The following is a 20,149-nucleotide window of genomic DNA, read 5'->3' on the forward strand; positions in this document are numbered from 1 at the left end:
AATTAAGGAGAGCAAACATGAAATTTAATTTCAAGAGTAGATTTAAAATTGGCCAAAAGATTAGGATAGGCGAACAAAGAAGAGTTGGAATTATTAAGAATATAACATCAAATTTCATTGTAGTTAATTTTGGAAATTACAATGAAAGCTTTAATTATGGACAACTTATAGTAAAAAAAGGAGGTAGAAAAAAGTAAATTGGAATACAGAAAACAAGATGCTTTAGATCTTGTACGTTCTATAGCACAGAAAAAATCAGAAGAAACAGGAATTGATTATGACAAATGCATATCCTATGCGATAGATGAAGCCTGTAATCAATCAGGTTTATCATTAAATAAATATATACAAATAATAAAATAAGGAGTGAAAAACATGGGAAAAAATATGATTAGCTTAGACAAGTTTGCTGGTGAAAAGTTAGCAGCAAGAGTTAATGAATCGTTAAAAGAGATTCTTGAAAACATTAAGGATCCAAACACAGATTTTAAAAAGAAAAGAGAACTAAGTGTAAAAATGAAATTTGTAACAGATGAAGATAGAAGCCTTAGTGATGTAGAAATTGAAACTAAAACTAAACTAGCACCTAGAACTTCTGTAAAGACAAAGGTAGTAATTGATTTTGATGGAAATGAAGTTATAGCATCGGAGTATCAAAAACAGGTTCCAGGACAAATTGCTATGAAAGTTGATCCTGAAACAGGAGAAGTGACAACAACTGCTCCACAAGAAGAAGATAATCTTACAGGATTAAAAGTAGTTAAATAATTAAATTAAAATAAAAATTAAATTTTTAGGAGGAATAAAAAATGATAAAAGAAGCTTTAAAATACATTGTTGGATTAGGGGAGACTCAAACTTTAAATTTTGATGGTGACAATTATACAAACAGAGAGATATACAGAGTAGAAGGACCATTAGCACAAGCAATAACAACAACAACACTTACAAGTATAGTGGATTACATTAAAAATAATGTTGATGATAATAAAATGAGTGATAGGAATTTACTTATTCACATTAAATCACCTAACACAGTTGTACTTGAAAGTGATTTAAATAAAGACAGAAAAAGAGAAACATACATCGTAGCTGAAGCATTAACTCCAGACATAAACTTTGATAGATTTATGGATGCAGAGAGATTTAATATAATGCTACAAAGTAGTTTTGTAGAAAAAAAGGATAGAAGTATTGTGTTAAAAGTAGCTGGAAATATACAAGATTCAGCAGTTAAAACTTATGGTGATGATGGTACAAGTCAAACTGTATCTATTAAAGCTGGAGTAGCAAGCATTGCAGATGTTGTAGTTCCTAATCCCGTATATTTATCACCATATAGAACATTTCCAGAAGTAGAGCAACCAGATAGTAGGTTCATTTTCAGAATGAAAGAAGGTGCACAGTGTGCATTGTTTGAAGCTGATGGTGGTGCATGGAGAAATGTAGCAATGGATTCAATTAAAAAATATTTAGAAGAACAACTACAACAATATGATGTTGATATAATAAGCTAATTAATTTTAATAAGGGGCTTAGGCCCCTTAAAAAGAAAGGAAGTATGAAAAAATGAAATCAACTGGAATAGTAAGAAAAGTGGATGACTTAGGAAGAATAGTTATACCTAAAGAACTTAGAAAAACATTGAATATAAGTGAAAGAGATTCATTAGAAATATTTGTAGATGGAGAGCAAATAATACTAAGAAAATATGAACCAGCATGTATTTTCTGTGGAAGTGCTAGTGATGTAATAAATTACAAAGGTAAAAATATTTGCAAAAAATGTTTAAGAGAAATGAGGGAAGTCAAATGATTACAAGATTAATTGTTTTAGTAGTTGGAGGTGTACTTGCTTATCAAAATGTAAAGCTTAGAAAAAATATTATTGAAATAAATTTAAAAATGTCAAATGCAAAAAATGATATTGATGGAAATATAACCAAGATAGCATATGATATAAAAAATACAGAAGAAGAGGTGAAAAAACACATAAGCAAAGAAGCTACGAGAGTAATAGTTTCACCGGGACAGTATTTTTTTCTTAAATAGAATTGAGTGATAGTTATGAATAGAGCAGAGAGAAGAAGAACACAAAAAGAACAATTACAAATGAAAAAAACAATTAGTGATTTAAAACCAAGTGAGGTTAAGTTAGTAGATATCTGTGCAAATGAGAAAGCTAAAAAGATTGTACAAGCTAAGATGAATGTAATAGAAGAGTGTGTTGAGAGAAATATAAGTGCTTTTATATGCACACTCTTTGAAGATAAAACATTAGAAGAAATTTCAGAATTACAAAGTGTATTTTTAAATTTAGCAGAAGAAGATATAGGAAAATATGAGAAGTTAATGAAGGGAGATATAAAAGTGGCTGAAAAAACAATAAAAGAATTAAATGATAAGGCAATATTAAAATGTGAGGAGTTAATAAATGACACAAATATTAATCAAGCAGCAGCAGTAAAAATATTAAAAAAGGAATTTCCAGAAGCAAGTACAAGCATGTTAACTAATGTATATAAAATTAAAAAGGAAGAAATAAGCAATAAAAATATAAGTGATTTTACAAATAAATTAAGAGAAGAAGTATGCGAGAAAAATGGAATACAAGGTTTAAAAATTAAAAAAATGATAGTTGAAGGTAGTAATGGAGTTTATGAAATTGAAAACAATGTAGTCACATTACAGGATTTAAATATTGGCTTTGATAGTTTAGAAGAAGTAGAAAAATATAAAAAAACTGAAATAAAAAAGATTGAAGATAAAATAAATGAGATAAAACAAGTGTTTAATTTATATAAAAATGTATAAATAAAAGAGAGCTAAGGTAACATACAGGCCTTTGCTCTCACATAAAAAAACGTATTTAAATTATATCAGAAAATTTACTATAAATCAATTGAGGGAGGACATTAAGATGCATGTAGATTCAAGAGAAGAAGTAATAATAAAAATTGTTGGAAAGTTATCATTAGAGTTTCCTGAATATAAAAAGCAATTAAAAATTAGAAATATTATTGAAGAAGTTTTATATAAGTATGATGTTCATCCACAAGAAACAGGATTAGTTGCTAGTGATATACAAGAAAAAATAAGTATATATTTAGCAAGTAAAAAGCTTGATGGATTGAGCATGAAAACACTAAAGGGATATAAGTACAACTTAGATATATTTTCAAGTTATATTTGCAAACCAATAGCAACAATTACAACAATAGATCTTAGAATGTATTTAAGCGAAAGGTGTAAAACATTAAAACAAACAAGTATAAATACAGAAATATCAATTTTAAAATCGTTCTTTTCTTGGCTAGCAAACGAGGAATACATTCCCAAAAATCCAGCTGCTAAATTAAAATTAACTAAGCAACCCAAAAGATTAAGAAAAGCACTTAGTGATGAAGAAGCTGAAATTTTAAGGAAATCATGTAATACAGTTAGAGAAAAAGCATTAATAGAAATGTTTATAAGTACTGGATGTAGATTGAGTGAAGTAGTAAATACAAATGTAACTGATATAAATTGGGAAAACAGAAGTATTCGTGTTATAGGAAAAGGAAATAAGGAAAGAATTGTGTATTTCAATACACGAACAAAAATAGCACTTAAAGAATATTTAAGTAGCAGAAAAGATAATAATCTTTCATTATTTGTTTCTGGAAAAGGAAAACATGAAAGGTTAGGACAAAGATCTATACAAAGAGAAATTAAAAAAATAGCAAGTAGAGCAGGTATAGAAAAGTCAATATACCCTCATTTACTTAGACATACATTTGCAACAGAGAGATTAAATTCAGGAATGCCATTACCAGTATTGCAACACATAATGGGCCATGATAGTCCAGCAACAACTCAAATTTATGCAGAATTATCACAGGAAAATATAATGCATGAGTTTAGAAAAGCATCATAAAAAAGGTGTTCCGAACATGAACATTTTGTGTGGAAAGTGTGTGGAAAAGGTGTGGGAAGGGTGAACATTTTTAATTTTTACTGATATCTTGGAAACACTAGGCTTTGCCTAGTATAGAACCTAGTGTGATAGCAGTTCCCCCTTATGCTCTTAATTATTGTATGTACTGTTGCCAAAAATTAAATATTTAAGTAGGGTGAGGTTATCTAAATTGAAAAAGGTTGAGGTTTACGGACAATTAAGTTTATTTGATTTGAATATAAATGAAATTAAAACTAATGATAAAATTTCAAAAAACCCAATATTAAGCTTAAAAGTAAATGAAGCAAAAAAAGAAGAAAATAGATTAATTAATAGACAAGAAATAATCAATAAATATAAATCAATAAGTAATTTGAATAGAATAATAGCTTATTGTGGCGGTGGATTTGGAATAGAAAGTTTAGAAGAAAATGCATATAAAACTATATATGTTAATAGATACGGAGAAGAAGAGTTTGCTGTAAAAAATAAATGTCCAGTATTACCAATGGATAGAATAATACTTACTAATTGCGCTGCTAATTATAATAAAATTCAATCACAAAAATTAATAAAATATAAAAAGAATTTTAAAAAAGTTATAAAAAGAAAAGGTGATGAAAATATTATTTTAGAAAAAGATGGCCAAGCAGTAAGTATAAATTCTAAAGGGTGGTTGTTAGAATTTCAAAGTAATACTGCATATGAAGAAGATGAAATATTAGAAGTAATATGTAAAAAAGAAACTAATAACAGTACCAAGGTATTTAAAACAGGAGATAAAGTTATCGTAAATTTTGATGATTTAGAATGCAACGGAATAGTAAGATCTAAACATTCAATTTATGATGCGTACAGTATTGATTTTGAGAAGCAAGAACTAATGTGCAATACAACATTTCACATTAGCCAAATAAGATGAATTTGGAGGGCGCAAAATGAATCAAATAGATTTAATGAGACAAGTTCAGATTGAAAGATGTATAGGAGAATTGAATGCGTTAAAAGCAAGTTACTATGATCCTAGTGGAAACAATAAGGATTACTACTTAGTAAGAGAAATTATAAAAAATATGATTGATGAATTAAGAAGTGAATTAGGCTAATGATTAAGGGGTGAGGATATTGAGCGATAAGTGTTCATCATGTAATGGTAGTGGAAAGAAAATAATAACTACTAGAATAGGGTTAGTAACAATTCCAATTATGATAAGTTGTTCTAATTGTAATGGAACAGGAAGAATAAAAGATTGTAGAAAATGATTATAAAATGAAATATATGGAGGGGTAAAAATGGAAAGAGAGTTATTAAAACAAGGCGATAAGGTTGTCATGCACACATGTATAGAAGCCAAAAAATATAATGGAAAAATATGGACTTGTAAAACTGATGAATATACAACAGGTGAAGGAGTATATAAACAGAACTTAGTTTTTTTAGAAGGCTTCAGCGGATGCTTCACAACAGAATATTTGCAGAAGGTTAATATTACTGTTGATAAAGATTTAGAAATGTTGAACTTAAAAGAGAATAATAGACTTCTTGAAAATGGCTCTAAACAACTATGTGAGGAAATGAAAAGGTTAGTTGGAGAAAAAGAAAATTTAATTAATGCTTTAAGATATGTTAAAAAACAATATGAAACTGATTTTACTAAAAGAGAGTTAGAGACGTTAGAGCCAAGGGATGAAAGTGTATATTCTACAGTGGTAGAAACCCTAAATAAAACAAATATTTAATACACTGATTATGAAGTGAAGGAGTAAGTTATGATTGAGAAATATTTAAAAGATGCATTAAAGGCTGAATATATAATAAGCATTCCAATAGAAAATTTATCAAAAGAAGAATTGTCAGAACTAAGTGAAAAAGCTAAGTATGAGGATATATTAGTTACGCTAAGGACAGAACATAGTAATGTTCATCAAGGGGTACTTATATGTTTAATAAAAAAAGAATTAGTAAATGAGGAATTTTTAAAATACTTATAGTGATTATGATGTGAAAGGGGTTAGGGTTGTGGAAAGATATAAAATAGATCATGAATTAAAAATAGAACCTAAATATTATAACGATGTAATTAGTGGAAGAAAAAGATTTGAAGTCAGAAAAGATGATAGAAATTTCAAGATAGGTGATGTAATAAAGCTTGAAGAGTTTGATGAAATTTTACTTTATACAGGAAGAAGTAGTTTGTATGAAGTTATATTTAAGTTTGATGGTGGAAAATATGGAGTAGAAAAAGGATATTGCATATTATCTATAAAGCCATATAAAACAAGAACTTATCTAGGCATAACTTATTAGATAAATGATTAAAGGGTGAAGTTAGTGGAGAAATTTTGTAAGTGGTATTTAAGCTATAAGTTGAGAAAATATAAAATTAATGATTACGAAATAGTAATTAGAAATGATGGTAATACAATTTATAAAAGAAATTTTGAAAGAGAAGAATCAATAAAAAGAACTATATCAAAAATAAAATAGTCGTAAGCTGATTAAAAGGTGAAGCAACAGAGGTGAGAGTATATGGTGAAAATATTAGAGTTGTTTGGAGGTGTAGGAGCACCGAGAAAAGCTTTAGTAAATTTAGGAGTACCAGTAAAAGCTATTGATTATGTGGAAATAGATGAAAAAGCAGTACGTAGTTATAATGCTATATTTAACAAAGATTTAGCATATAAAACTCAAAATGTTGTTGGATATAATTTAAAGCCAGATATTTTAATTCATGGAAGCCCTTGTCAAGATTTTAGCATAGCGGGTCATCAAAAGGGCGCAGATGAGGGAACAGAAACAAGAAGTAGTTTAATGTGGGAAACTATACACATTATAGAGCAGATGGGTATATGGAAACCTAAATATGTTATTTGGGAAAATGTAAAAAATGTTTTAAGTAAACATATGAAGCATAACTTTAATAGATATTTAGATGAAATGCAAAAAATAGGATATACAAGTAATTTTGAAGTATTAAATGCATTAGATTTTGGATTACCACAAAAGAGGGAGAGAGTATTTACAATAAGTTGTTTGGACAGTACAATGTTCAATTTTGGTATCCTAGAAAGAAAACCAATGATTAATATATCGGAGTTTTTAGAAGATACAAAAGAAGAAAAATATATAGTAACACAGCCAAGTATGATAAAGAAAATAAATACTAATGATGGGAGTTTTGGAGGAAGGGTACAAATAATAAAAGATTTTTGCACAACTATAACAACTAAACAAATGAGGTGTCCTAATAGTGGTGTTGTTGATTTAGGAAATGGACAATATAGATATTTAACTGAAAGAGAATGTTGGAGATTACAAGGATATAATGATGAAGATTTTGAAGCAGCATTAAAAGCACATCCAGGAATACCAGGCAAATTAAATGGGGCATTGTATAAACAAGCAGGTAATAGTATTCCAATACCAATATTAGAAGCAATTTTTAAAGTTATTATAAATGAATATATGGCAGCTTGATAGTCGCATTTCAAATATAAAGTAAAAAATAAGGAGGAATAGAAATGGAAACAGGATATACATTTAACATAGAAAATTATGAGATTGATTATATAGGATTATTAGAAAATGATTTTACACCAGTTGATGATGTAAAATAAATAGTTTAAAAATATTGAATGGTATATACCATTCAGATAAAAAACATTATGAAAAATTAAAGAAGGTAACAATAAAAATTTCCTTATTTGTCCAAACGGTACTATACCGTTTCACATTTTTACTCAATAGGGGTTAACGGTATAGTATCAGAACTTAACAAAATGTAGTATTTTCAATACTTTGAGGTACCTAAAAAAAGGGACCATTGCGAATACTCTAGGAAACATATGTTTTTAAGAAAAATTTTATTTAAAATTATATTGTAAATATAAGGTAAATAAATAATTGTTTTCTGATGTAGAAAATTCATATAAAAATTATTTGAAGAGGTGAATATTTTGATAAAAATTAATACAATAGATGATTTAAATAAATATGCATCTAAATTGCCAAGAGTAGTAATAATGGATATAGATAAAAGAATTACTGATTGGTTAGCAGCAGGTGGAAATAAAGAAGATCCATATATAAATCAACAATTTAAATATGCAGAAAATGTTTTAAATAACATTTAGATAGAGGAGAAAAAAATGAAAACAAATTTAGGAAAATTTATGGTGTCAACAATAAAAGTACCAGATAGAAATAAAAAGCCTTACGAAACAGCTCTTTGTTTAGATTGCGAGAAAATAAAAGTATTTGAATTATATGAAACAGAAGTAGAAGCTAAAAAAGGTCATGAAGTATGGGTAAAAAAGGCTAAGAATATAACATTAGATGATTTTGAAAATCATAAAGATTTAGTCGATGATTATTTAATAACTATATTTGAAGCTTGTAAACTAAGAAGTAAAGTAGTAGATATATAAATAAAATAAATTGTAAAAATTAAAAATATTAGAAAAAAGTATCAGAAAAATGACAGAAAAAGAGCGCTTTTATGTGTAGAAAAGTAGCAGGTATAAATGCTAAGCTATTAATAGATTGATTAGAGAGGTGATTAAAATGAAAAATACAATGATTGAAATAATTGAGGTATTACTTATAAGTGTTTGTGTGTGTTTACTATGGAGAGTGTTAGAAAAATTAATATTAGGACAAGTAAACCCTAATAGTGTAGATAGTATTATAGGTTTAATATTAATAGTTTCTTTATATGGGAATCTTAAGCATTGCAAGAACATAATAAAAGATAACAAAGATAGTAAGGGAATATTAATAAGGAAAATTCATCTATGGATTAGTATAATAATTGATATATTTACATGTATAGTATTTGTAATGTTCATTAATGCAGCACTTAGTACATTAGGAGTTACTAAAAGCAGTTGGATTATAAATCTTGTATTTATATGTTTAAGTTTAGAATACTTAGATAATAGAACAGATGAAATAGAATGGAACATATATGAGTTAAAGAAAATTAGGAAAGTGAGTTAGTTAATGCATAGTAAATATATATTTGATAAATTAAAAATAGCAGAAGTAATTTCATTTCAATGTGATGTATTTAATTGTTCTGTAAACAGAGCATGGGATAAATACACACATCCAATAATAAAAGAACATATAACATTAGAAGAAATGAAACAATTTATAAATACATTAAAAATATAAAGAGAATTAAAATTTAAAACATAATATTAATATATATAAATATTATGTTTTATTTAAAAGGGGTATATAAATGATAAGTAAATTTTTCACCAGAAGTAAAAATGAAAAATTAGAAATAGATAATAGTAAGTTAACATTAAATGAATTAAATAAAAAATTAAAAGAAGAAACAAATGAGGTTGAAGCAGCAATTGAAAATAAGGACAGAGATAATTTATTAGAGGAATTACTAGATACAATTCAAGTCAGTGCTAATATGATTGAAAAAATAATTTTTGATGATAGAGAATTAGAAAATAAAATAAAAGAACATAATGAAAAATTAGAAGGTAGAGGTTGGGATAAATCTAATGAAGTAATTTTAATAACAAGTAAAAACAGAAGGAAGGGAATTTAATTTAATGGATAAAGCTATTTTTAGAAAAACAGAAAAAAGATTGTATAATTATTTTAATCAAGATAAAAAACTTAAATCTATTAATTTTAAAGTTAATTTACTAAGAGATCAGGTTAATCAAATTGAATACAGAATAAAATCAACAGATATAAATATACCTGCAGATATACCAGCAATAGATTACTCTGAAAAGGTACAATCTTCTACAGAATGTACAAGCTATGTTGAAAAAACAATGATTAAGATTATAGAGGATTTAATTATAGAAAGAAGTAGAATAGTAGAAAATATAAATAAACTTGAAAAAGAGATAAGGAATATAATGGCTAGTAATGCAATAATAGAATTTAACTTAAAATATATGAGAGAAGAAGATTTAAATTTTTTAAAGCTTAAATATAAAGAAGGACTTAAAGATTGGCAAGTAGGACAAAAATTAGGAATGTCACAATCCACTGCAACGAGGACAAGACAGAACTTAGTAGAAAACGTTGCTAATTGGGAAGAGTTTATAAAAATCGTGCATTAATACTGCATTAAATATGCATTAAATATGCATTAAATATGCATTAAATTATCAATAAATAATGTTACAATTAAATTAATCAAAAGAAGAAACATTCCCAGATCCCCTTTTTTAATAAATAGTATATCCTATAATACAAAAGAAGTTTTTAAAATTTTGACAGGATAAGTTTAAAAGACTAAGAGCAATCTTAGTCTTTTTTTATTTAGAAAGTGGGTGATATTATGATAAAAATGTATAGTTCATATAAATGTGTAAATTGTAAAAATGAATTTGTATTATTATTAGAGGATGTAGAAAAATTTAAAGGATATCTAACATGTCCTTATTGCAATAGTAAAAAAGTAAAAAAGCTAAAAGAAGCAGATGATTTAAAAGAATGTATGTATGAAAGAACATATAAAAAAATAAATGGAGCAATAAGGCAGGTGAGATAAGTTTGGCAAAAGTATATCCAATTAAAGATAAAAAGAAGATAGCTTTAATAAAGAAAATACTTATTAAAGAAAATAGAGAACGTGATTGGATAATGATAGCTATAGGAATAAATACAGGATTAAGAATTTCAGACATCCTACAGCTTAAAGTTAAACATGTTAGAAATAAAAATAGAATAAATGGTATTAAATCGAAGAAAACTAAAAAAACTATAGATATAATTATTAATAAGAATTTAAGAGAAGAATTAAATTCTTATATAAAAGGAAAAAAGGCTGAAGAGTATCTTATAAAAACTACTAATCAGGAGAATGGAGAAGTTGTTAACAAACCAATTTCAACAACTCAGGCCTATAGGATAATGAAATATATTGAAGAAAAGGCTAAAATAAAGGAAAACTTAGGAACACATTCATTAAGGAAAACATTCGGTTATAACTTATACAAAATTAAAGGTATAGCAATAGTTCAAGCTACATTACAACATGAGACACAGCTTGATACAATAAGATACATAGGGGTAGAGGATGAAGAAATTGACAATGGTATTGAAAACATAAAATATGATTAAGATGTACGATTTTAAGATATAAAATACATTAAAGATAGTAAATAGCTAAAGATATAGTAATATCAATGGTTTAAAGATAATTAAATGATGTAAGAAAATATAGAAATCGTACATAATAAAAAATGTTAACTAACTTAATAATATCAAGGGGTTAGAGGCAATTTTTATTAAATTTTAATATATTAGAGTTTAAGTAGATAAGAAACAACACAATTAAAAGATTGCAGAAAAAATTTTTATGGTTCAAAACAACCTCATTTTATGGACAATGATATTTTAAAAAGATATAGTATTAAAAGTAACCTATATATTAAAAGTATCAAAAGCTATTGAAAATGGATTAAAAATCTGATATATTAAAAGTATCAAATAAAACGTTCGTTAGAATTAATACTTTTAATATATGAGGTGGAAATAATGAGTAAGATATATGGTTATTGTAGAATATCAACTGGTAAACAATCTATTGAAAGACAGCATAGAAATATTTTAAAGGAATATCAAAATGCAATAATAATTGATGAAGCATTTACTGGAACTAAAATAGAAGGAAGAAGAGAATTTAATAAATTAATAAGTAAAGTTTCACTAGGAGATATTATAGTATTCGATTCAGTATCACGTATGAGTAGAAACGCTGATGAAGGATATAAACTATATGAGAAATTATTTAATGCTGGAATAGAACTAGTATTTTTAAAAGAACAACATATAAATACATCGACTTATAAAAAGGCTTTAACTAGCAATATAGAAATGACTGGAACTAATGTTGACTTTATATTAGAAGGAATAAATAAATATTTATTAGCATTAGCTAAGGAGCAAATTAAACTTGCTTTTATGCAATCTGAAAAAGAAGTTGAAGATTTACATCAAAGGACAAAAGAAGGTATAGAAACTGCAAGATTAAATGGTAAGCAGATTGGACAAAAAAAGGGTTCTAAATTAATTACTAAAAAAAGTATTCAATCTAAAGAACAAATATTAAAATATAGTAAAGATTTCAAAGGAACACTAAGTGATGTTGAAGTTATGAAACTTATAGGTCTTGCAAGGAACACATACTATAAATATAAAAAAGAATTAGTTAATGAATTAAATAATTATATTGAATAATAATTGTAGAAGCACTTGATTTTAATCAGGTGTTTTTTATTATGGAGGTAATTATGGGGAAAGCAAGAAGTCCAAATAGAGAAAAAGCTTTTAAAATTTATATAGAGAATGGTGGTAATATTGCACCTAGACAAATTGCTAAAATTTTAGGAGAAAGTGCTTCAAATATTAGTTCATGGAAAAATAAAGATAAATGGAATGAAAAACTACCGCCTAATAAGGGTGGTGCACCAAAAGGAAATCTAAATTCGTTAAAACATGGTTTGTATTGTGACGATAATAAAAGACTACCTGAAGAATTTTTAAAGAAATGGTTTCCTTCAGCAACTATTAAAGCATATGAAGATTCCTATACTTTAGGTATAAGTAAATTAGATAAAATAGGCCATTATATTGATATCATTTGGGCCAAAGTTATGAGAAGTCAAAAAATAACAGAAGTAAAAAATAAAAAAGATACAACTAAAGAGCTTAAGAGGACAAAGGAGTCTTATGGTGCTAAAAGTTCATCAGAAGAAAAAGAATATGAAATTCAATTTTCATGGGATAAAGTATTAAAAGATTTAGAAATAGAAACTCAAGTTTTAGGAAAATTAACAAATGCAATAAAAACATATGAGGAATTACTTCATAAAAACTGGGACTTAGCAACAGAAGAACAGAAATTAAGGATAGAGAAACTTAAAGCAGAAACAGAAAAGATAAAAGGAAAAGATAGAAGTGAAGCAATAGAAATAGTGGTTAAAAGAAAGAGTGAATAGTAATGGCTATAGAAAGAGAAGTTAATCCACACTTTGAAGATTATCTATTTAATTGGGATTATAAATTTTACTTTTTAGTTGGTGGTTATGGATCAAGTAAATCATACAATACTGGTTTTAAAATAATTCTTAAATTGTTAAAAGAAAAGAGAACTGCACTAGTAGTAAGAGAAGTCTATGATACCATTAGGGATTCTTGTTTTTCATTATTAGAAGAAATAATAACTGAAATGGGACTTGAAGATATTATTCAGTGTAAAACTTCACCTATGCAAATAAGATTTCCAAATGGAAGTAAGATTATATTTAAAGGTATGGATAAACCTCAAAAATTAAAGTCTATTAATAATGTATCTTTAGTATGGATAGAGGAATGTTCAGAGGTCAAGTATGATGGATTTAAAGAACTTACAGGTAGATTAAGACATCCAAGTTTAAAACTACATATGATATTAACTACTAATCCAGTCTCAAAAAGCAATTGGTGTTATAAGTATTTCTTTATGGATAATAAAAATCATTTTTTCATGGTAGATGATAAAGAACTATATAAGAAAAGAATAATTATAAAAAATAATACTTATTATCATCATTCAATTGCAGATGATAACTTATTTTTACCTAAATCTTATATAGAACAATTAGATGATTTAAAGACACATGATAAAGATTTATGGAGAATAGCTAGAAGGGGACAGTTTGGTATTAATGGATTAAAAGTATTACCACAATTTGAACATAAACCTTACTATGAAGTATTAGACTTAATGCATAAGATTAATAAGCCTTTATATAAGGTTGGTATGGACTTTGGTTTTGAAACTTCATACAATGCATTAATTAGACTTTGTATAGATCATGAAAATAAAATTCTTTATATTTATTGGGAGTATTATAAAAATCATATGACAGATGACAATACTGCTAAAGAAATATCAGAGTTTAAACAAACACAAGAATTAATAAGAGCAGATGCAGCAGAGCCTAAAACTATTAAATTTTATAAACAAGAAGGCTTTAACATGAGAGCTGCTAAAAAGTTTCCAGGTTCAAGACTACAATATACAAAAAAGGTTAAAAGGTTTAAGAAAATAATATGTTCAGATAATTGTACAAATACTATTGAAGAATTAGAAGAGTTAACATATGCAGTTGATAAGAATGGGGAAATTATTGAAGATGAATTTAATATAGATCCACATACATTATCGGCAATATGGTATGCATTAGATGGTTATGAAGTATCAGATCTTAAGGAACATAAATATGATAGTGATATCTATAATAAGGGTATTGGAATTAAGGGTAATATACAACAAAGAAAGAAAGGAGGTAATGTATTTTAATGATAGATAAAACAATATTTGATGATAATTATAGAAGTAAAAAATCACAGTTATTAAAACTTAGTCAGGCTGAAAAGGAAGAAAGACAAAAGGCTAAGAAAGATTTTATATTTTACTTAGGTGAATGTGAAGATAAAAGAGCAGCATTATTAAATTTTGAGTTATTAGGTCAAAGCTGGATGAATGTTGATGATTTAGACTATGAGCCTAGTCAGATTATAGATAATAAAATAAAACCACTTATTCATAAGCAAGCTAGATTTATGTTTGGAAAAGAACCAGATATATTATTTAAACCATATGATAAGAATTTTAAACAAACATGTGAAGAACTTAGACAATATATAGATGCAATATTAAATGCTAGTAAGTTTTGGAGTAGTACACTTAAAGCATTTAGAATAGCAACAGTAACTAAAAGAGTTTTACTAAGATTAGAAGCAAATCCTAATCAACCAGTAAGACTTTTTTATCATTCTATAGATGATTTTAATTATGAAAATGATAGTGATGATATAACTAAACTTAAATCAGTAACGTTTGTTAGAGAAGATCCAAATAATAAAAAGGATAATGATAGCAATAACGTATGGTATAGATACACATATTACATGAATGGTGAAAATTGCTATTTAAGAACAGAAACATTTAAAGAAAATAACTTAGATTTACCATTCAAAGAAACAAATAAGAATACAGGACTAAGTAAGATACCATGTTGGGTTATAGTAAACGAACAAAGTATAAATAATATATATGGTTCAAGTGACATAAAAGACTTAAGACCATTGCAAAATGCTTATAATAGGAGATTAAGTGATTTTAATGATGCACTGAGATTTCTAATGTTCGGACAAACAGTAATCATTGATGGCAATGAAGATGATGTAAACAGTTGTAATATAGCTCCAAATAGTTTAATGGCTATAAAGAGTTTAAATCTAGAAGAAGGTGGAAAACAAGCACAAGTAAAGAGAGTAGAAAGTGGGTTTAGCAATGCAGAGCCTATTAAAATGTACTTAAAAATATTAGATGATAGCATGCATGAGAAACTTGCAATACCAGTAGAAGATAAACTTACAAATGTGCCTAGTGCTAAAGCAATAAAATATATTTTTACAGAGCTTGTTGCTAGATGTGAAGAAAAGTGGAATGATTGGGAACCTATTATAAGAAGTATGTTAAGACTTATAGTAGAATCATGTAGCAAATTTAACTGTTATAGTGATTGGAATTCAAGTTGGAATAACTTGCAATACTCTATAGTTATAAATAAGAATTATCCAATACCAGAAGATGAAGAAGATGCAAAAAGATTAGCAATGGATGAAGTAGTATCAAAGGTTAAAAGTCGTAAGAATTACATTAAGGAATACTCTAGTGATGAAGATTATAAAGAGCAGTTTAATGAGATATTAGAAGAGACTACTTTAATACAAAACGCACAAGATTCAATGATAAATGATGCTAATAATGAAATAAATAATATAGATAAAGAATTAGAAAATGATGAAGAATAATGGTGATGAATCATGAGTTCTTATAAGAAAAAAGTGTTAGAAGCAAGAAAAAAGATATTAATTCTAACAATGGAACAAGAAAAAGAAATAAATGAAATATATGCAAAGGCAGCAGATAGATTAATTGATGAAATATTAGATTTACCAGATACAAGTAGAACTAGAATACATGATATTGATATAGCAAGGTTACTTAATGATTACACTAAAGATTTATATAAACAACTTTATCCTAATATAACTGATAATATGATGGAAAGCTCTATTATACAAAGACAAGTCATTTTAAATTTTATGGATCAAGTAGCAACAGATAGGGTATTAAGTAAAATAGTAAAATATAATATTAATAACTATTCAAATAGTGTGGTAAAAACACTTATAGCAGGAGAATACTATAAGGATGGTAAGACATTAAGTAAAAGACTCTGGAATGTAACAAAGGAAAATAGTAATAAGATTGATGAATTTATTAAAATGAATATTGCAGGTGGTGCTAATGCTAGAAAATTAGCTAGTGATTTGAATGTACTTATTAATCCTAAGAATTATATCATAAGTAATAATTTTAAAGCTGGATTTGATAGTTATAGAATTTCTTATCAAGCGCAACGGTTAGCTAGAACAAGTATTACTCATGCTGCTACAGAAACACAGATACAAAATGCTAAGAAAAATCCATTTAATAAAGGATTAAAGTGGAATTTAAGTTCACAACATAGTATTCGCATGCATGGAAAGGCAGATATTTGTGATGATTATAATGGTAAAGTATTTAAACCTAATGAAGTACCATTACAACATCCAAATTGTATGTGTTACTTTACAGAAGAAGTTATAAGTATAGATAGTGCAATAGAAAGAATTAATAGGTGGGTTGATGGTGGAAAAGATATTGAACTTGATGAATTGTTTAATAAGAGAAAATTACATTATTAATTATGAAAGTCTATAGAATAGGATTTTTTAGTTTTCTCTAAGTATAACTAAAACTGCTAATAAGGAGGAATACGGTGAAAATAATTATATTTATAATATTTCTAATTGTTATGATTGGGGATATTTATATGAATTATAAGGTGGGTAAAAAGATTGAAGAGAATATTGTTGAGTTAAAAGAAAGAAAAATATTATGTACAGAAATTAAGTGCAATATTGAAAGTGCAATTGAAAAAAATGAAAATGCAGAAAATATAACTATTGAAGAATTAACTGAAAAAGTAGCTGAAAGATTTTGTAATGGATTAAAAAAAGCATTATGTTCAATGAAAAATTATTAAAAGGAGAGGATTTAAAATGCCAAAGTTAGATGAAATTTTAGGTACAGCATATGCTCAAATACCAGAGGATTTAAAGAAAAAATATAAGGATATAGATTTAGTAGACAGTACTAACTATATTGAGAAAAAGGACTATGATACTGTAAAAAAAGAAAGAGATCAATATAAAAAAGATATTAAAAAAAGAGATACTGATTTAGAAACCCTTCAGGAAAAGGTTAAAGACAATGAGGAATTAAATCTAGAAATAGAAAAATTAAAAAAGGAAAATAAAAAAGCAGCAGATGACTATAAAGTTGAATTGGAGAAGATAACATTTGAGTCTAAGTTAGAAAAGAAATTAATAAGTTATAACCCACAAAATGTTGCTATTCTAAAGAAAGCTTTAGATTTATCTAAAGTTAGTCTTGATGGTGATAACTTCCTAGGATTAGATGAACAAATTAAATCATTAAATGAAACAGATAAGTATTTATTCAAGGAAAGTAAGCCAGAAGATATTCCAGGAGGAACAGGAACAATAGGAAGTGACAACAATAATAACAATGAACAAACAGATACAAATAGTATAGGTGGAACACTTGCTAAAGCTAAGACTGAAAATATCAATTCAGAAGCTCAAAGCAAGTTTTTTTCATAGAAATATAAAATAAGGAGGACTAAATAGTAATGAGTTATGAAAGAACTGAAAAGATTATGGGCGAAAATAAGTCCATATTACTAATGGCAGGAGAATTATTTCAAAATGTGCCTATAAAAGTTAAGAAAGCAGATATAACATCAAGCTTAGTTAATGGAGTTCTTAAGGCAGGTACTTTACTTAGTAAAGATGGAAAAGTAGTTGATGGAACAACAGTTACTAATGATAAGGCTTTTGGATTAGTTTATAAAGATAGGGACTTTACTTATAGTAATGGCAATGAAACTGTTTCAGTAACTATATTTGGATTCATAAATGAAAAAATATTACCTAAAGAAATACCATTACAAGCTAAAGCAGCTATGAAAATGCTTATGTTTCTATAATTAAAAAATAAGGAGGACAAGTTGATGGATTGGAGAGACTATATAAATTCAAAAGAAATTGCAACATATATTAAAGAACTAGCACCAGAAATGCTAATAGGTGAAGCATTATTCCCAAGAAAGAAACAATTAGGAATGGATTTAAAGTATATTAAGGGTGCTAAGAAAAAACCAGTAGTACTAAAGCCAAGTACATTTGATGTTGCTGTTAAGGCAAGAACTTTAAAAGCAGAATTAGATGTTAAAATGAAAAGAATGCCATTCTTTAAGGAAAGTGTAATTGTAAGTGAAGAAAATAGACAGCAACTATTACTTGCATCACAAGCTGAAAATAAAGAATTGTTAATGATGATTCTATCAGAAATCTATGATAATTATGTTGGATTAGTAGATGGTGGTGATATGCAAATGGAACGTATGAGAATGCAAGCACTAGCTAATGGGTTTATAAATATTACTAGTGATGATGGAGACGTAATATTTGACTTTGAAGTACCAACAGAGCATAAGGAAGTTCTTACTGGTAATGCAGTGTGGAGCAATCCAGAGGCAGATATTGTAGGCGATATAGAAAGATGGAAAATTAAAATGAGAAATGCAGGATATGCAGTACCAACTAGAATGGTATTAACAAGTAAAACATTTGGTTATATTGCTAAGAATAAGGCTATTAAATTTGACATTGATAAAGATGGAAGAGTAATTTTAACAGATGAAATGATTAAGAATTATTTAAAGAATAAACTTGGAATATCTACAGCAGTAGTTAGTGGAACTTATAAATTAGAAGATGATACAGAAGAACAATATTTTCCGGATAATAAAGTAACATTAATTCCTGATGGTAATTTAGGAGCAACTTACTATGGAACAACACCAGAAGAAGCTGACAAAATGTATAGTTCAAAGTTAGATTGTTCTATAGTTAGAACTGGTGTAGCAGTAACAACAATGAGAAAAGAAGATCCAGTAACAGTTGAAACAAAGGTATCACAACTAGGAATGCCAAGTTTTGAGAAAGCTGATGAATGTTTCTTCAGTACAGTAGCTTAAGAGTAGTTAATTATATAACTACTCTTTTAAATTTAGAAGGGTTAGAAGGGATGGATACGAATGGCAGGTAAATCAGATAAAGTTATAAATGAAAATTTAGAAATTAATAAAGATGAAAAAGATAAGATTGAAGAATTTATTAATGTAAGAGCACTAGTAAATATTAAGTATGATAAAGAAGTTTATAAGATAGGTGATGAATTTACAATTAGAAAAGAAAATTCACAGGACATGCTAGAAAAGGAATATGTAGAATTGGCAGGTGAATAAGAATGGAACTTACACCTTTAGAAATATTAAAAATTAATTTAAATGAAAGTCAATACCCTGTATTTACTGATGAAGAACTTAATAATTTATTATTAGTTAATGATAATAATGTTCTTAAAGCCAGTTGGCGTGGATGCTTAATGAAAGCAAATACAGATAATAAAATTAAAGTAGGTCCAATAGAAGTTGAAAATGCTGATCCGGACTATTGGAATAACTTAGCTAGTATTTATCAACATGATTATTTACAAGAACAAGCTACTTTAATACCAACTAAACCTAAAGGATATAAAACATCCATGAGAAGGGTGGATGGTTGTTGATGGCTAGATTACAAGCTAAAAAAATAATAAACGCAATAAATAAAGGGATAGCCGTAAATCCAACTACATTTAATGTTAAACATATTGAAAGAGTAGAAGTTGACGGAGCTTTTGAAAAAATAGAAAGTATAAAAACATATAAGGGAATTATCTATTTAGAAGATGATAAGAACAAGATAAAAATAGAAAGTAATACAATAGGAACTGAATACTCTACTACAAAATATAAAATGATATTGAATAATCAAAATGAAATTACAGTTGATGAAAAAAATAAAATTGAATTTGATTGTAATGAAGGACATATGAAGATTATTGGTGCATATCCAATATTTATTGAAGATACTTTATGTGGATATATGTGTGAGTTAGAAAGAACTTAGAGGAATCTACTATTTAGAAGGTGA

General features: G+C 26.9%; 36 protein-coding genes. All 36 read left to right on the forward strand.

Features of this window, described 5'->3' with window-relative positions:
* Positions 1 to 17 precede the first annotated feature (17 nt).
* The 36 genes from BN346_RS10300 (at position 18) to BN346_RS10450 (ending at position 20,125) form a co-directional block, all read left to right on the forward strand.
* Positions 18 to 197 carry a hypothetical protein gene (locus BN346_RS10300; protein ID WP_040328413.1) on the forward strand — a complete coding sequence of 60 codons (180 nt, stop codon included), beginning with the start codon at positions 18 to 20 and terminating at the stop codon, positions 195 to 197.
* A 1-nt stretch (position 198) separates the two neighbouring features.
* Entirely contained in the window at positions 199 to 363 is a 165-nt protein-coding gene (locus BN346_RS21645) for a hypothetical protein (protein ID WP_158644477.1), read from the forward strand.
* Positions 364 to 375: 12 nt separating this feature from the next.
* A complete protein-coding gene (locus tag BN346_RS10305) occupies positions 376 to 768 on the forward strand; it encodes a hypothetical protein (protein ID WP_051540273.1) in 393 nt (130 codons plus the stop codon).
* Positions 769 to 809: 41 nt separating this feature from the next.
* Entirely contained in the window at positions 810 to 1,517 is a 708-nt protein-coding gene (locus BN346_RS10310; RefSeq protein ID WP_040328414.1) for a hypothetical protein, read from the forward strand.
* A 52-nt stretch (positions 1,518 to 1,569) separates the two neighbouring features.
* Entirely contained in the window at positions 1,570 to 1,815 is a 246-nt protein-coding gene (locus BN346_RS10315; protein WP_040328415.1) for an AbrB/MazE/SpoVT family DNA-binding domain-containing protein, read from the forward strand.
* The gene (locus tag BN346_RS10320; protein ID WP_040328416.1) at positions 1,812 to 2,051 is read left to right on the forward strand and encodes a hypothetical protein; all 240 of its coding nucleotides are present in this window, start codon (positions 1,812 to 1,814) and stop codon (positions 2,049 to 2,051) included. The genes BN346_RS10315 and BN346_RS10320 overlap by 4 nt, the downstream gene beginning before the upstream one ends.
* Positions 2,052 to 2,066: 15 nt before the next feature.
* Positions 2,067 to 2,813, forward strand: a complete 747-nt coding sequence (locus tag BN346_RS10325) for a hypothetical protein (protein WP_040328417.1) — start codon at positions 2,067 to 2,069, stop codon at positions 2,811 to 2,813.
* Between the two features lie 106 nt (positions 2,814 to 2,919).
* Positions 2,920 to 3,915: a site-specific tyrosine recombinase/integron integrase gene (gene xerA / locus BN346_RS10330; protein ID WP_040328418.1), complete on the forward strand. Its 996-nt coding sequence runs from the start codon at positions 2,920 to 2,922 to the stop codon at positions 3,913 to 3,915.
* 211 nt (positions 3,916 to 4,126) lie between these two features.
* Positions 4,127 to 4,858, forward strand: coding sequence for a hypothetical protein (locus tag BN346_RS20555; RefSeq protein ID WP_051540275.1), 732 nt, complete (start codon positions 4,127 to 4,129; stop codon positions 4,856 to 4,858).
* 16 nt (positions 4,859 to 4,874) lie between these two features.
* Positions 4,875 to 5,042, forward strand: coding sequence for a hypothetical protein (locus BN346_RS21650; protein WP_158644478.1), 168 nt, complete (start codon positions 4,875 to 4,877; stop codon positions 5,040 to 5,042).
* A gap of 19 nt (positions 5,043 to 5,061) precedes the next feature.
* Positions 5,062 to 5,199, forward strand: a complete 138-nt coding sequence (locus BN346_RS21655; RefSeq protein ID WP_158644479.1) for a zinc finger domain-containing protein — start codon at positions 5,062 to 5,064, stop codon at positions 5,197 to 5,199.
* 30 nt (positions 5,200 to 5,229) lie between these two features.
* Entirely contained in the window at positions 5,230 to 5,676 is a 447-nt protein-coding gene (locus BN346_RS21935) for a hypothetical protein (RefSeq protein ID WP_203226297.1), read from the forward strand.
* Between the two features lie 30 nt (positions 5,677 to 5,706).
* Complete coding sequence (locus BN346_RS10345) at positions 5,707 to 5,928, forward strand: hypothetical protein (RefSeq protein ID WP_040328419.1); 222 nt, start codon at positions 5,707 to 5,709, stop codon at positions 5,926 to 5,928.
* Positions 5,929 to 5,956: 28 nt separating this feature from the next.
* A complete protein-coding gene (locus BN346_RS10350) occupies positions 5,957 to 6,244 on the forward strand; it encodes a DUF3850 domain-containing protein (protein WP_051540277.1) in 288 nt (95 codons plus the stop codon).
* Positions 6,245 to 6,268: 24 nt separating this feature from the next.
* Positions 6,269 to 6,424, forward strand: a complete 156-nt coding sequence (locus BN346_RS21660) for a hypothetical protein (protein ID WP_158644480.1) — start codon at positions 6,269 to 6,271, stop codon at positions 6,422 to 6,424.
* Positions 6,425 to 6,466: 42 nt separating this feature from the next.
* Positions 6,467 to 7,414 (forward strand): DNA cytosine methyltransferase, encoded by a 948-nt coding sequence (locus BN346_RS10355; RefSeq protein ID WP_040328420.1) that lies wholly within the window; start codon positions 6,467 to 6,469, stop codon positions 7,412 to 7,414.
* 479 nt (positions 7,415 to 7,893) lie between these two features.
* A complete protein-coding gene (locus tag BN346_RS10360; protein ID WP_187372136.1) occupies positions 7,894 to 8,070 on the forward strand; it encodes a DUF6877 family protein in 177 nt (58 codons plus the stop codon).
* 15 nt (positions 8,071 to 8,085) lie between these two features.
* Positions 8,086 to 8,364: a hypothetical protein gene (locus tag BN346_RS10365; protein ID WP_040328421.1), complete on the forward strand. Its 279-nt coding sequence runs from the start codon at positions 8,086 to 8,088 to the stop codon at positions 8,362 to 8,364.
* 136 nt (positions 8,365 to 8,500) lie between these two features.
* Positions 8,501 to 8,935: a hypothetical protein gene (locus BN346_RS10370; RefSeq protein ID WP_040328422.1), complete on the forward strand. Its 435-nt coding sequence runs from the start codon at positions 8,501 to 8,503 to the stop codon at positions 8,933 to 8,935.
* A 3-nt stretch (positions 8,936 to 8,938) separates the two neighbouring features.
* Positions 8,939 to 9,112, forward strand: coding sequence for a hypothetical protein (locus tag BN346_RS21665; protein WP_158644481.1), 174 nt, complete (start codon positions 8,939 to 8,941; stop codon positions 9,110 to 9,112).
* Between the two features lie 70 nt (positions 9,113 to 9,182).
* A complete protein-coding gene (locus tag BN346_RS10375; protein ID WP_051540279.1) occupies positions 9,183 to 9,509 on the forward strand; it encodes a nucleoside triphosphate pyrophosphohydrolase family protein in 327 nt (108 codons plus the stop codon).
* Positions 9,510 to 9,513: 4 nt separating this feature from the next.
* A complete protein-coding gene (locus BN346_RS10380; protein WP_040328423.1) occupies positions 9,514 to 10,038 on the forward strand; it encodes a hypothetical protein in 525 nt (174 codons plus the stop codon).
* Positions 10,039 to 10,259: 221 nt separating this feature from the next.
* Positions 10,260 to 10,472: a hypothetical protein gene (locus BN346_RS10385; protein ID WP_040328425.1), complete on the forward strand. Its 213-nt coding sequence runs from the start codon at positions 10,260 to 10,262 to the stop codon at positions 10,470 to 10,472.
* Positions 10,473 to 10,474: 2 nt separating this feature from the next.
* On the forward strand, positions 10,475 to 11,044 hold the full coding sequence (locus BN346_RS10390; protein ID WP_040328427.1) for a tyrosine-type recombinase/integrase: 570 nt from the start codon (positions 10,475 to 10,477) through the stop codon (positions 11,042 to 11,044).
* Between the two features lie 417 nt (positions 11,045 to 11,461).
* Positions 11,462 to 12,163, forward strand: a complete 702-nt coding sequence (locus BN346_RS10395) for a recombinase family protein (protein WP_040328428.1) — start codon at positions 11,462 to 11,464, stop codon at positions 12,161 to 12,163.
* Between the two features lie 53 nt (positions 12,164 to 12,216).
* Positions 12,217 to 12,924: a phage terminase small subunit-related protein gene (locus tag BN346_RS10400; protein ID WP_040328429.1), complete on the forward strand. Its 708-nt coding sequence runs from the start codon at positions 12,217 to 12,219 to the stop codon at positions 12,922 to 12,924.
* A gap of 2 nt (positions 12,925 to 12,926) precedes the next feature.
* A complete protein-coding gene (locus BN346_RS10405; protein WP_040328430.1) occupies positions 12,927 to 14,270 on the forward strand; it encodes a PBSX family phage terminase large subunit in 1,344 nt (447 codons plus the stop codon).
* Positions 14,270 to 15,790, forward strand: a complete 1,521-nt coding sequence (locus tag BN346_RS10410) for a phage portal protein (protein ID WP_040328432.1) — start codon at positions 14,270 to 14,272, stop codon at positions 15,788 to 15,790. Before BN346_RS10405 ends, BN346_RS10410 begins: the two co-directional genes overlap by 1 nt.
* A 12-nt stretch (positions 15,791 to 15,802) precedes the next feature.
* Positions 15,803 to 16,729 (forward strand): structural protein, encoded by a 927-nt coding sequence (locus BN346_RS10415; protein WP_040328433.1) that lies wholly within the window; start codon positions 15,803 to 15,805, stop codon positions 16,727 to 16,729.
* Between the two features lie 74 nt (positions 16,730 to 16,803).
* Positions 16,804 to 17,070: a hypothetical protein gene (locus BN346_RS10420; RefSeq protein ID WP_040328435.1), complete on the forward strand. Its 267-nt coding sequence runs from the start codon at positions 16,804 to 16,806 to the stop codon at positions 17,068 to 17,070.
* A gap of 16 nt (positions 17,071 to 17,086) precedes the next feature.
* Positions 17,087 to 17,710, forward strand: a complete 624-nt coding sequence (locus BN346_RS10425; protein ID WP_040328437.1) for a phage scaffolding protein — start codon at positions 17,087 to 17,089, stop codon at positions 17,708 to 17,710.
* 29 nt (positions 17,711 to 17,739) lie between these two features.
* Entirely contained in the window at positions 17,740 to 18,096 is a 357-nt protein-coding gene (locus BN346_RS10430; protein WP_051540281.1) for a hypothetical protein, read from the forward strand.
* Between the two features lie 24 nt (positions 18,097 to 18,120).
* Entirely contained in the window at positions 18,121 to 19,149 is a 1,029-nt protein-coding gene (locus BN346_RS10435; RefSeq protein WP_040328438.1) for a major capsid protein, read from the forward strand.
* 60 nt (positions 19,150 to 19,209) lie between these two features.
* A complete protein-coding gene (locus BN346_RS10440; protein ID WP_040328439.1) occupies positions 19,210 to 19,419 on the forward strand; it encodes a DUF7210 family protein in 210 nt (69 codons plus the stop codon).
* Between the two features lie 2 nt (positions 19,420 to 19,421).
* Positions 19,422 to 19,742: a hypothetical protein gene (locus BN346_RS10445; protein WP_040328441.1), complete on the forward strand. Its 321-nt coding sequence runs from the start codon at positions 19,422 to 19,424 to the stop codon at positions 19,740 to 19,742.
* The gene (locus tag BN346_RS10450) at positions 19,742 to 20,125 is read left to right on the forward strand and encodes a hypothetical protein (protein ID WP_040328442.1); all 384 of its coding nucleotides are present in this window, start codon (positions 19,742 to 19,744) and stop codon (positions 20,123 to 20,125) included. Before BN346_RS10445 ends, BN346_RS10450 begins: the two co-directional genes overlap by 1 nt.
* The last annotated feature ends 24 nt before the right edge of the window (positions 20,126 to 20,149 follow it).

Source organism: Clostridium ihumii AP5, assembly GCF_000612845.1.
Taxonomy (GTDB): domain Bacteria; phylum Bacillota; class Clostridia; order Clostridiales; family Clostridiaceae; genus Clostridium_J; species Clostridium_J ihumii.

Coding starts and splice junctions, on each gene's coding strand:
- BN346_RS10445 (WP_040328441.1), top strand. CDS start 19,422: ATGGAACTTACACCTTTAGAAATATTAAAAATTAATTTAAATGAAAGT.
- xerA (WP_040328418.1), top strand. CDS start 2,920: ATGCATGTAGATTCAAGAGAAGAAGTAATAATAAAAATTGTTGGAAAG.
- BN346_RS10435 (WP_040328438.1), top strand. CDS start 18,121: ATGGATTGGAGAGACTATATAAATTCAAAAGAAATTGCAACATATATT.
- BN346_RS10395 (WP_040328428.1), top strand. CDS start 11,462: ATGAGTAAGATATATGGTTATTGTAGAATATCAACTGGTAAACAATCT.
- BN346_RS10310 (WP_040328414.1), top strand. CDS start 810: ATGATAAAAGAAGCTTTAAAATACATTGTTGGATTAGGGGAGACTCAA.
- BN346_RS10315 (WP_040328415.1), top strand. CDS start 1,570: ATGAAATCAACTGGAATAGTAAGAAAAGTGGATGACTTAGGAAGAATA.
- BN346_RS10365 (WP_040328421.1), top strand. CDS start 8,086: ATGAAAACAAATTTAGGAAAATTTATGGTGTCAACAATAAAAGTACCA.
- BN346_RS21665 (WP_158644481.1), top strand. CDS start 8,939: ATGCATAGTAAATATATATTTGATAAATTAAAAATAGCAGAAGTAATT.
- BN346_RS10425 (WP_040328437.1), top strand. CDS start 17,087: ATGCCAAAGTTAGATGAAATTTTAGGTACAGCATATGCTCAAATACCA.
- BN346_RS10440 (WP_040328439.1), top strand. CDS start 19,210: ATGGCAGGTAAATCAGATAAAGTTATAAATGAAAATTTAGAAATTAAT.
- BN346_RS10400 (WP_040328429.1), top strand. CDS start 12,217: ATGGGGAAAGCAAGAAGTCCAAATAGAGAAAAAGCTTTTAAAATTTAT.
- BN346_RS21935 (WP_203226297.1), top strand. CDS start 5,230: ATGGAAAGAGAGTTATTAAAACAAGGCGATAAGGTTGTCATGCACACA.
- BN346_RS10370 (WP_040328422.1), top strand. CDS start 8,501: ATGAAAAATACAATGATTGAAATAATTGAGGTATTACTTATAAGTGTT.
- BN346_RS10345 (WP_040328419.1), top strand. CDS start 5,707: ATGATTGAGAAATATTTAAAAGATGCATTAAAGGCTGAATATATAATA.
- BN346_RS10450 (WP_040328442.1), top strand. CDS start 19,742: ATGGCTAGATTACAAGCTAAAAAAATAATAAACGCAATAAATAAAGGG.
- BN346_RS10385 (WP_040328425.1), top strand. CDS start 10,260: ATGATAAAAATGTATAGTTCATATAAATGTGTAAATTGTAAAAATGAA.
- BN346_RS10305 (WP_051540273.1), top strand. CDS start 376: ATGGGAAAAAATATGATTAGCTTAGACAAGTTTGCTGGTGAAAAGTTA.
- BN346_RS10320 (WP_040328416.1), top strand. CDS start 1,812: ATGATTACAAGATTAATTGTTTTAGTAGTTGGAGGTGTACTTGCTTAT.
- BN346_RS10380 (WP_040328423.1), top strand. CDS start 9,514: ATGGATAAAGCTATTTTTAGAAAAACAGAAAAAAGATTGTATAATTAT.
- BN346_RS10375 (WP_051540279.1), top strand. CDS start 9,183: ATGATAAGTAAATTTTTCACCAGAAGTAAAAATGAAAAATTAGAAATA.
- BN346_RS10405 (WP_040328430.1), top strand. CDS start 12,927: ATGGCTATAGAAAGAGAAGTTAATCCACACTTTGAAGATTATCTATTT.
- BN346_RS10325 (WP_040328417.1), top strand. CDS start 2,067: ATGAATAGAGCAGAGAGAAGAAGAACACAAAAAGAACAATTACAAATG.
- BN346_RS10430 (WP_051540281.1), top strand. CDS start 17,740: ATGAGTTATGAAAGAACTGAAAAGATTATGGGCGAAAATAAGTCCATA.
- BN346_RS10415 (WP_040328433.1), top strand. CDS start 15,803: ATGAGTTCTTATAAGAAAAAAGTGTTAGAAGCAAGAAAAAAGATATTA.
- BN346_RS10355 (WP_040328420.1), top strand. CDS start 6,467: ATGGTGAAAATATTAGAGTTGTTTGGAGGTGTAGGAGCACCGAGAAAA.
- BN346_RS21650 (WP_158644478.1), top strand. CDS start 4,875: ATGAATCAAATAGATTTAATGAGACAAGTTCAGATTGAAAGATGTATA.
- BN346_RS10410 (WP_040328432.1), top strand. CDS start 14,270: ATGATAGATAAAACAATATTTGATGATAATTATAGAAGTAAAAAATCA.
- BN346_RS10300 (WP_040328413.1), top strand. CDS start 18: ATGAAATTTAATTTCAAGAGTAGATTTAAAATTGGCCAAAAGATTAGG.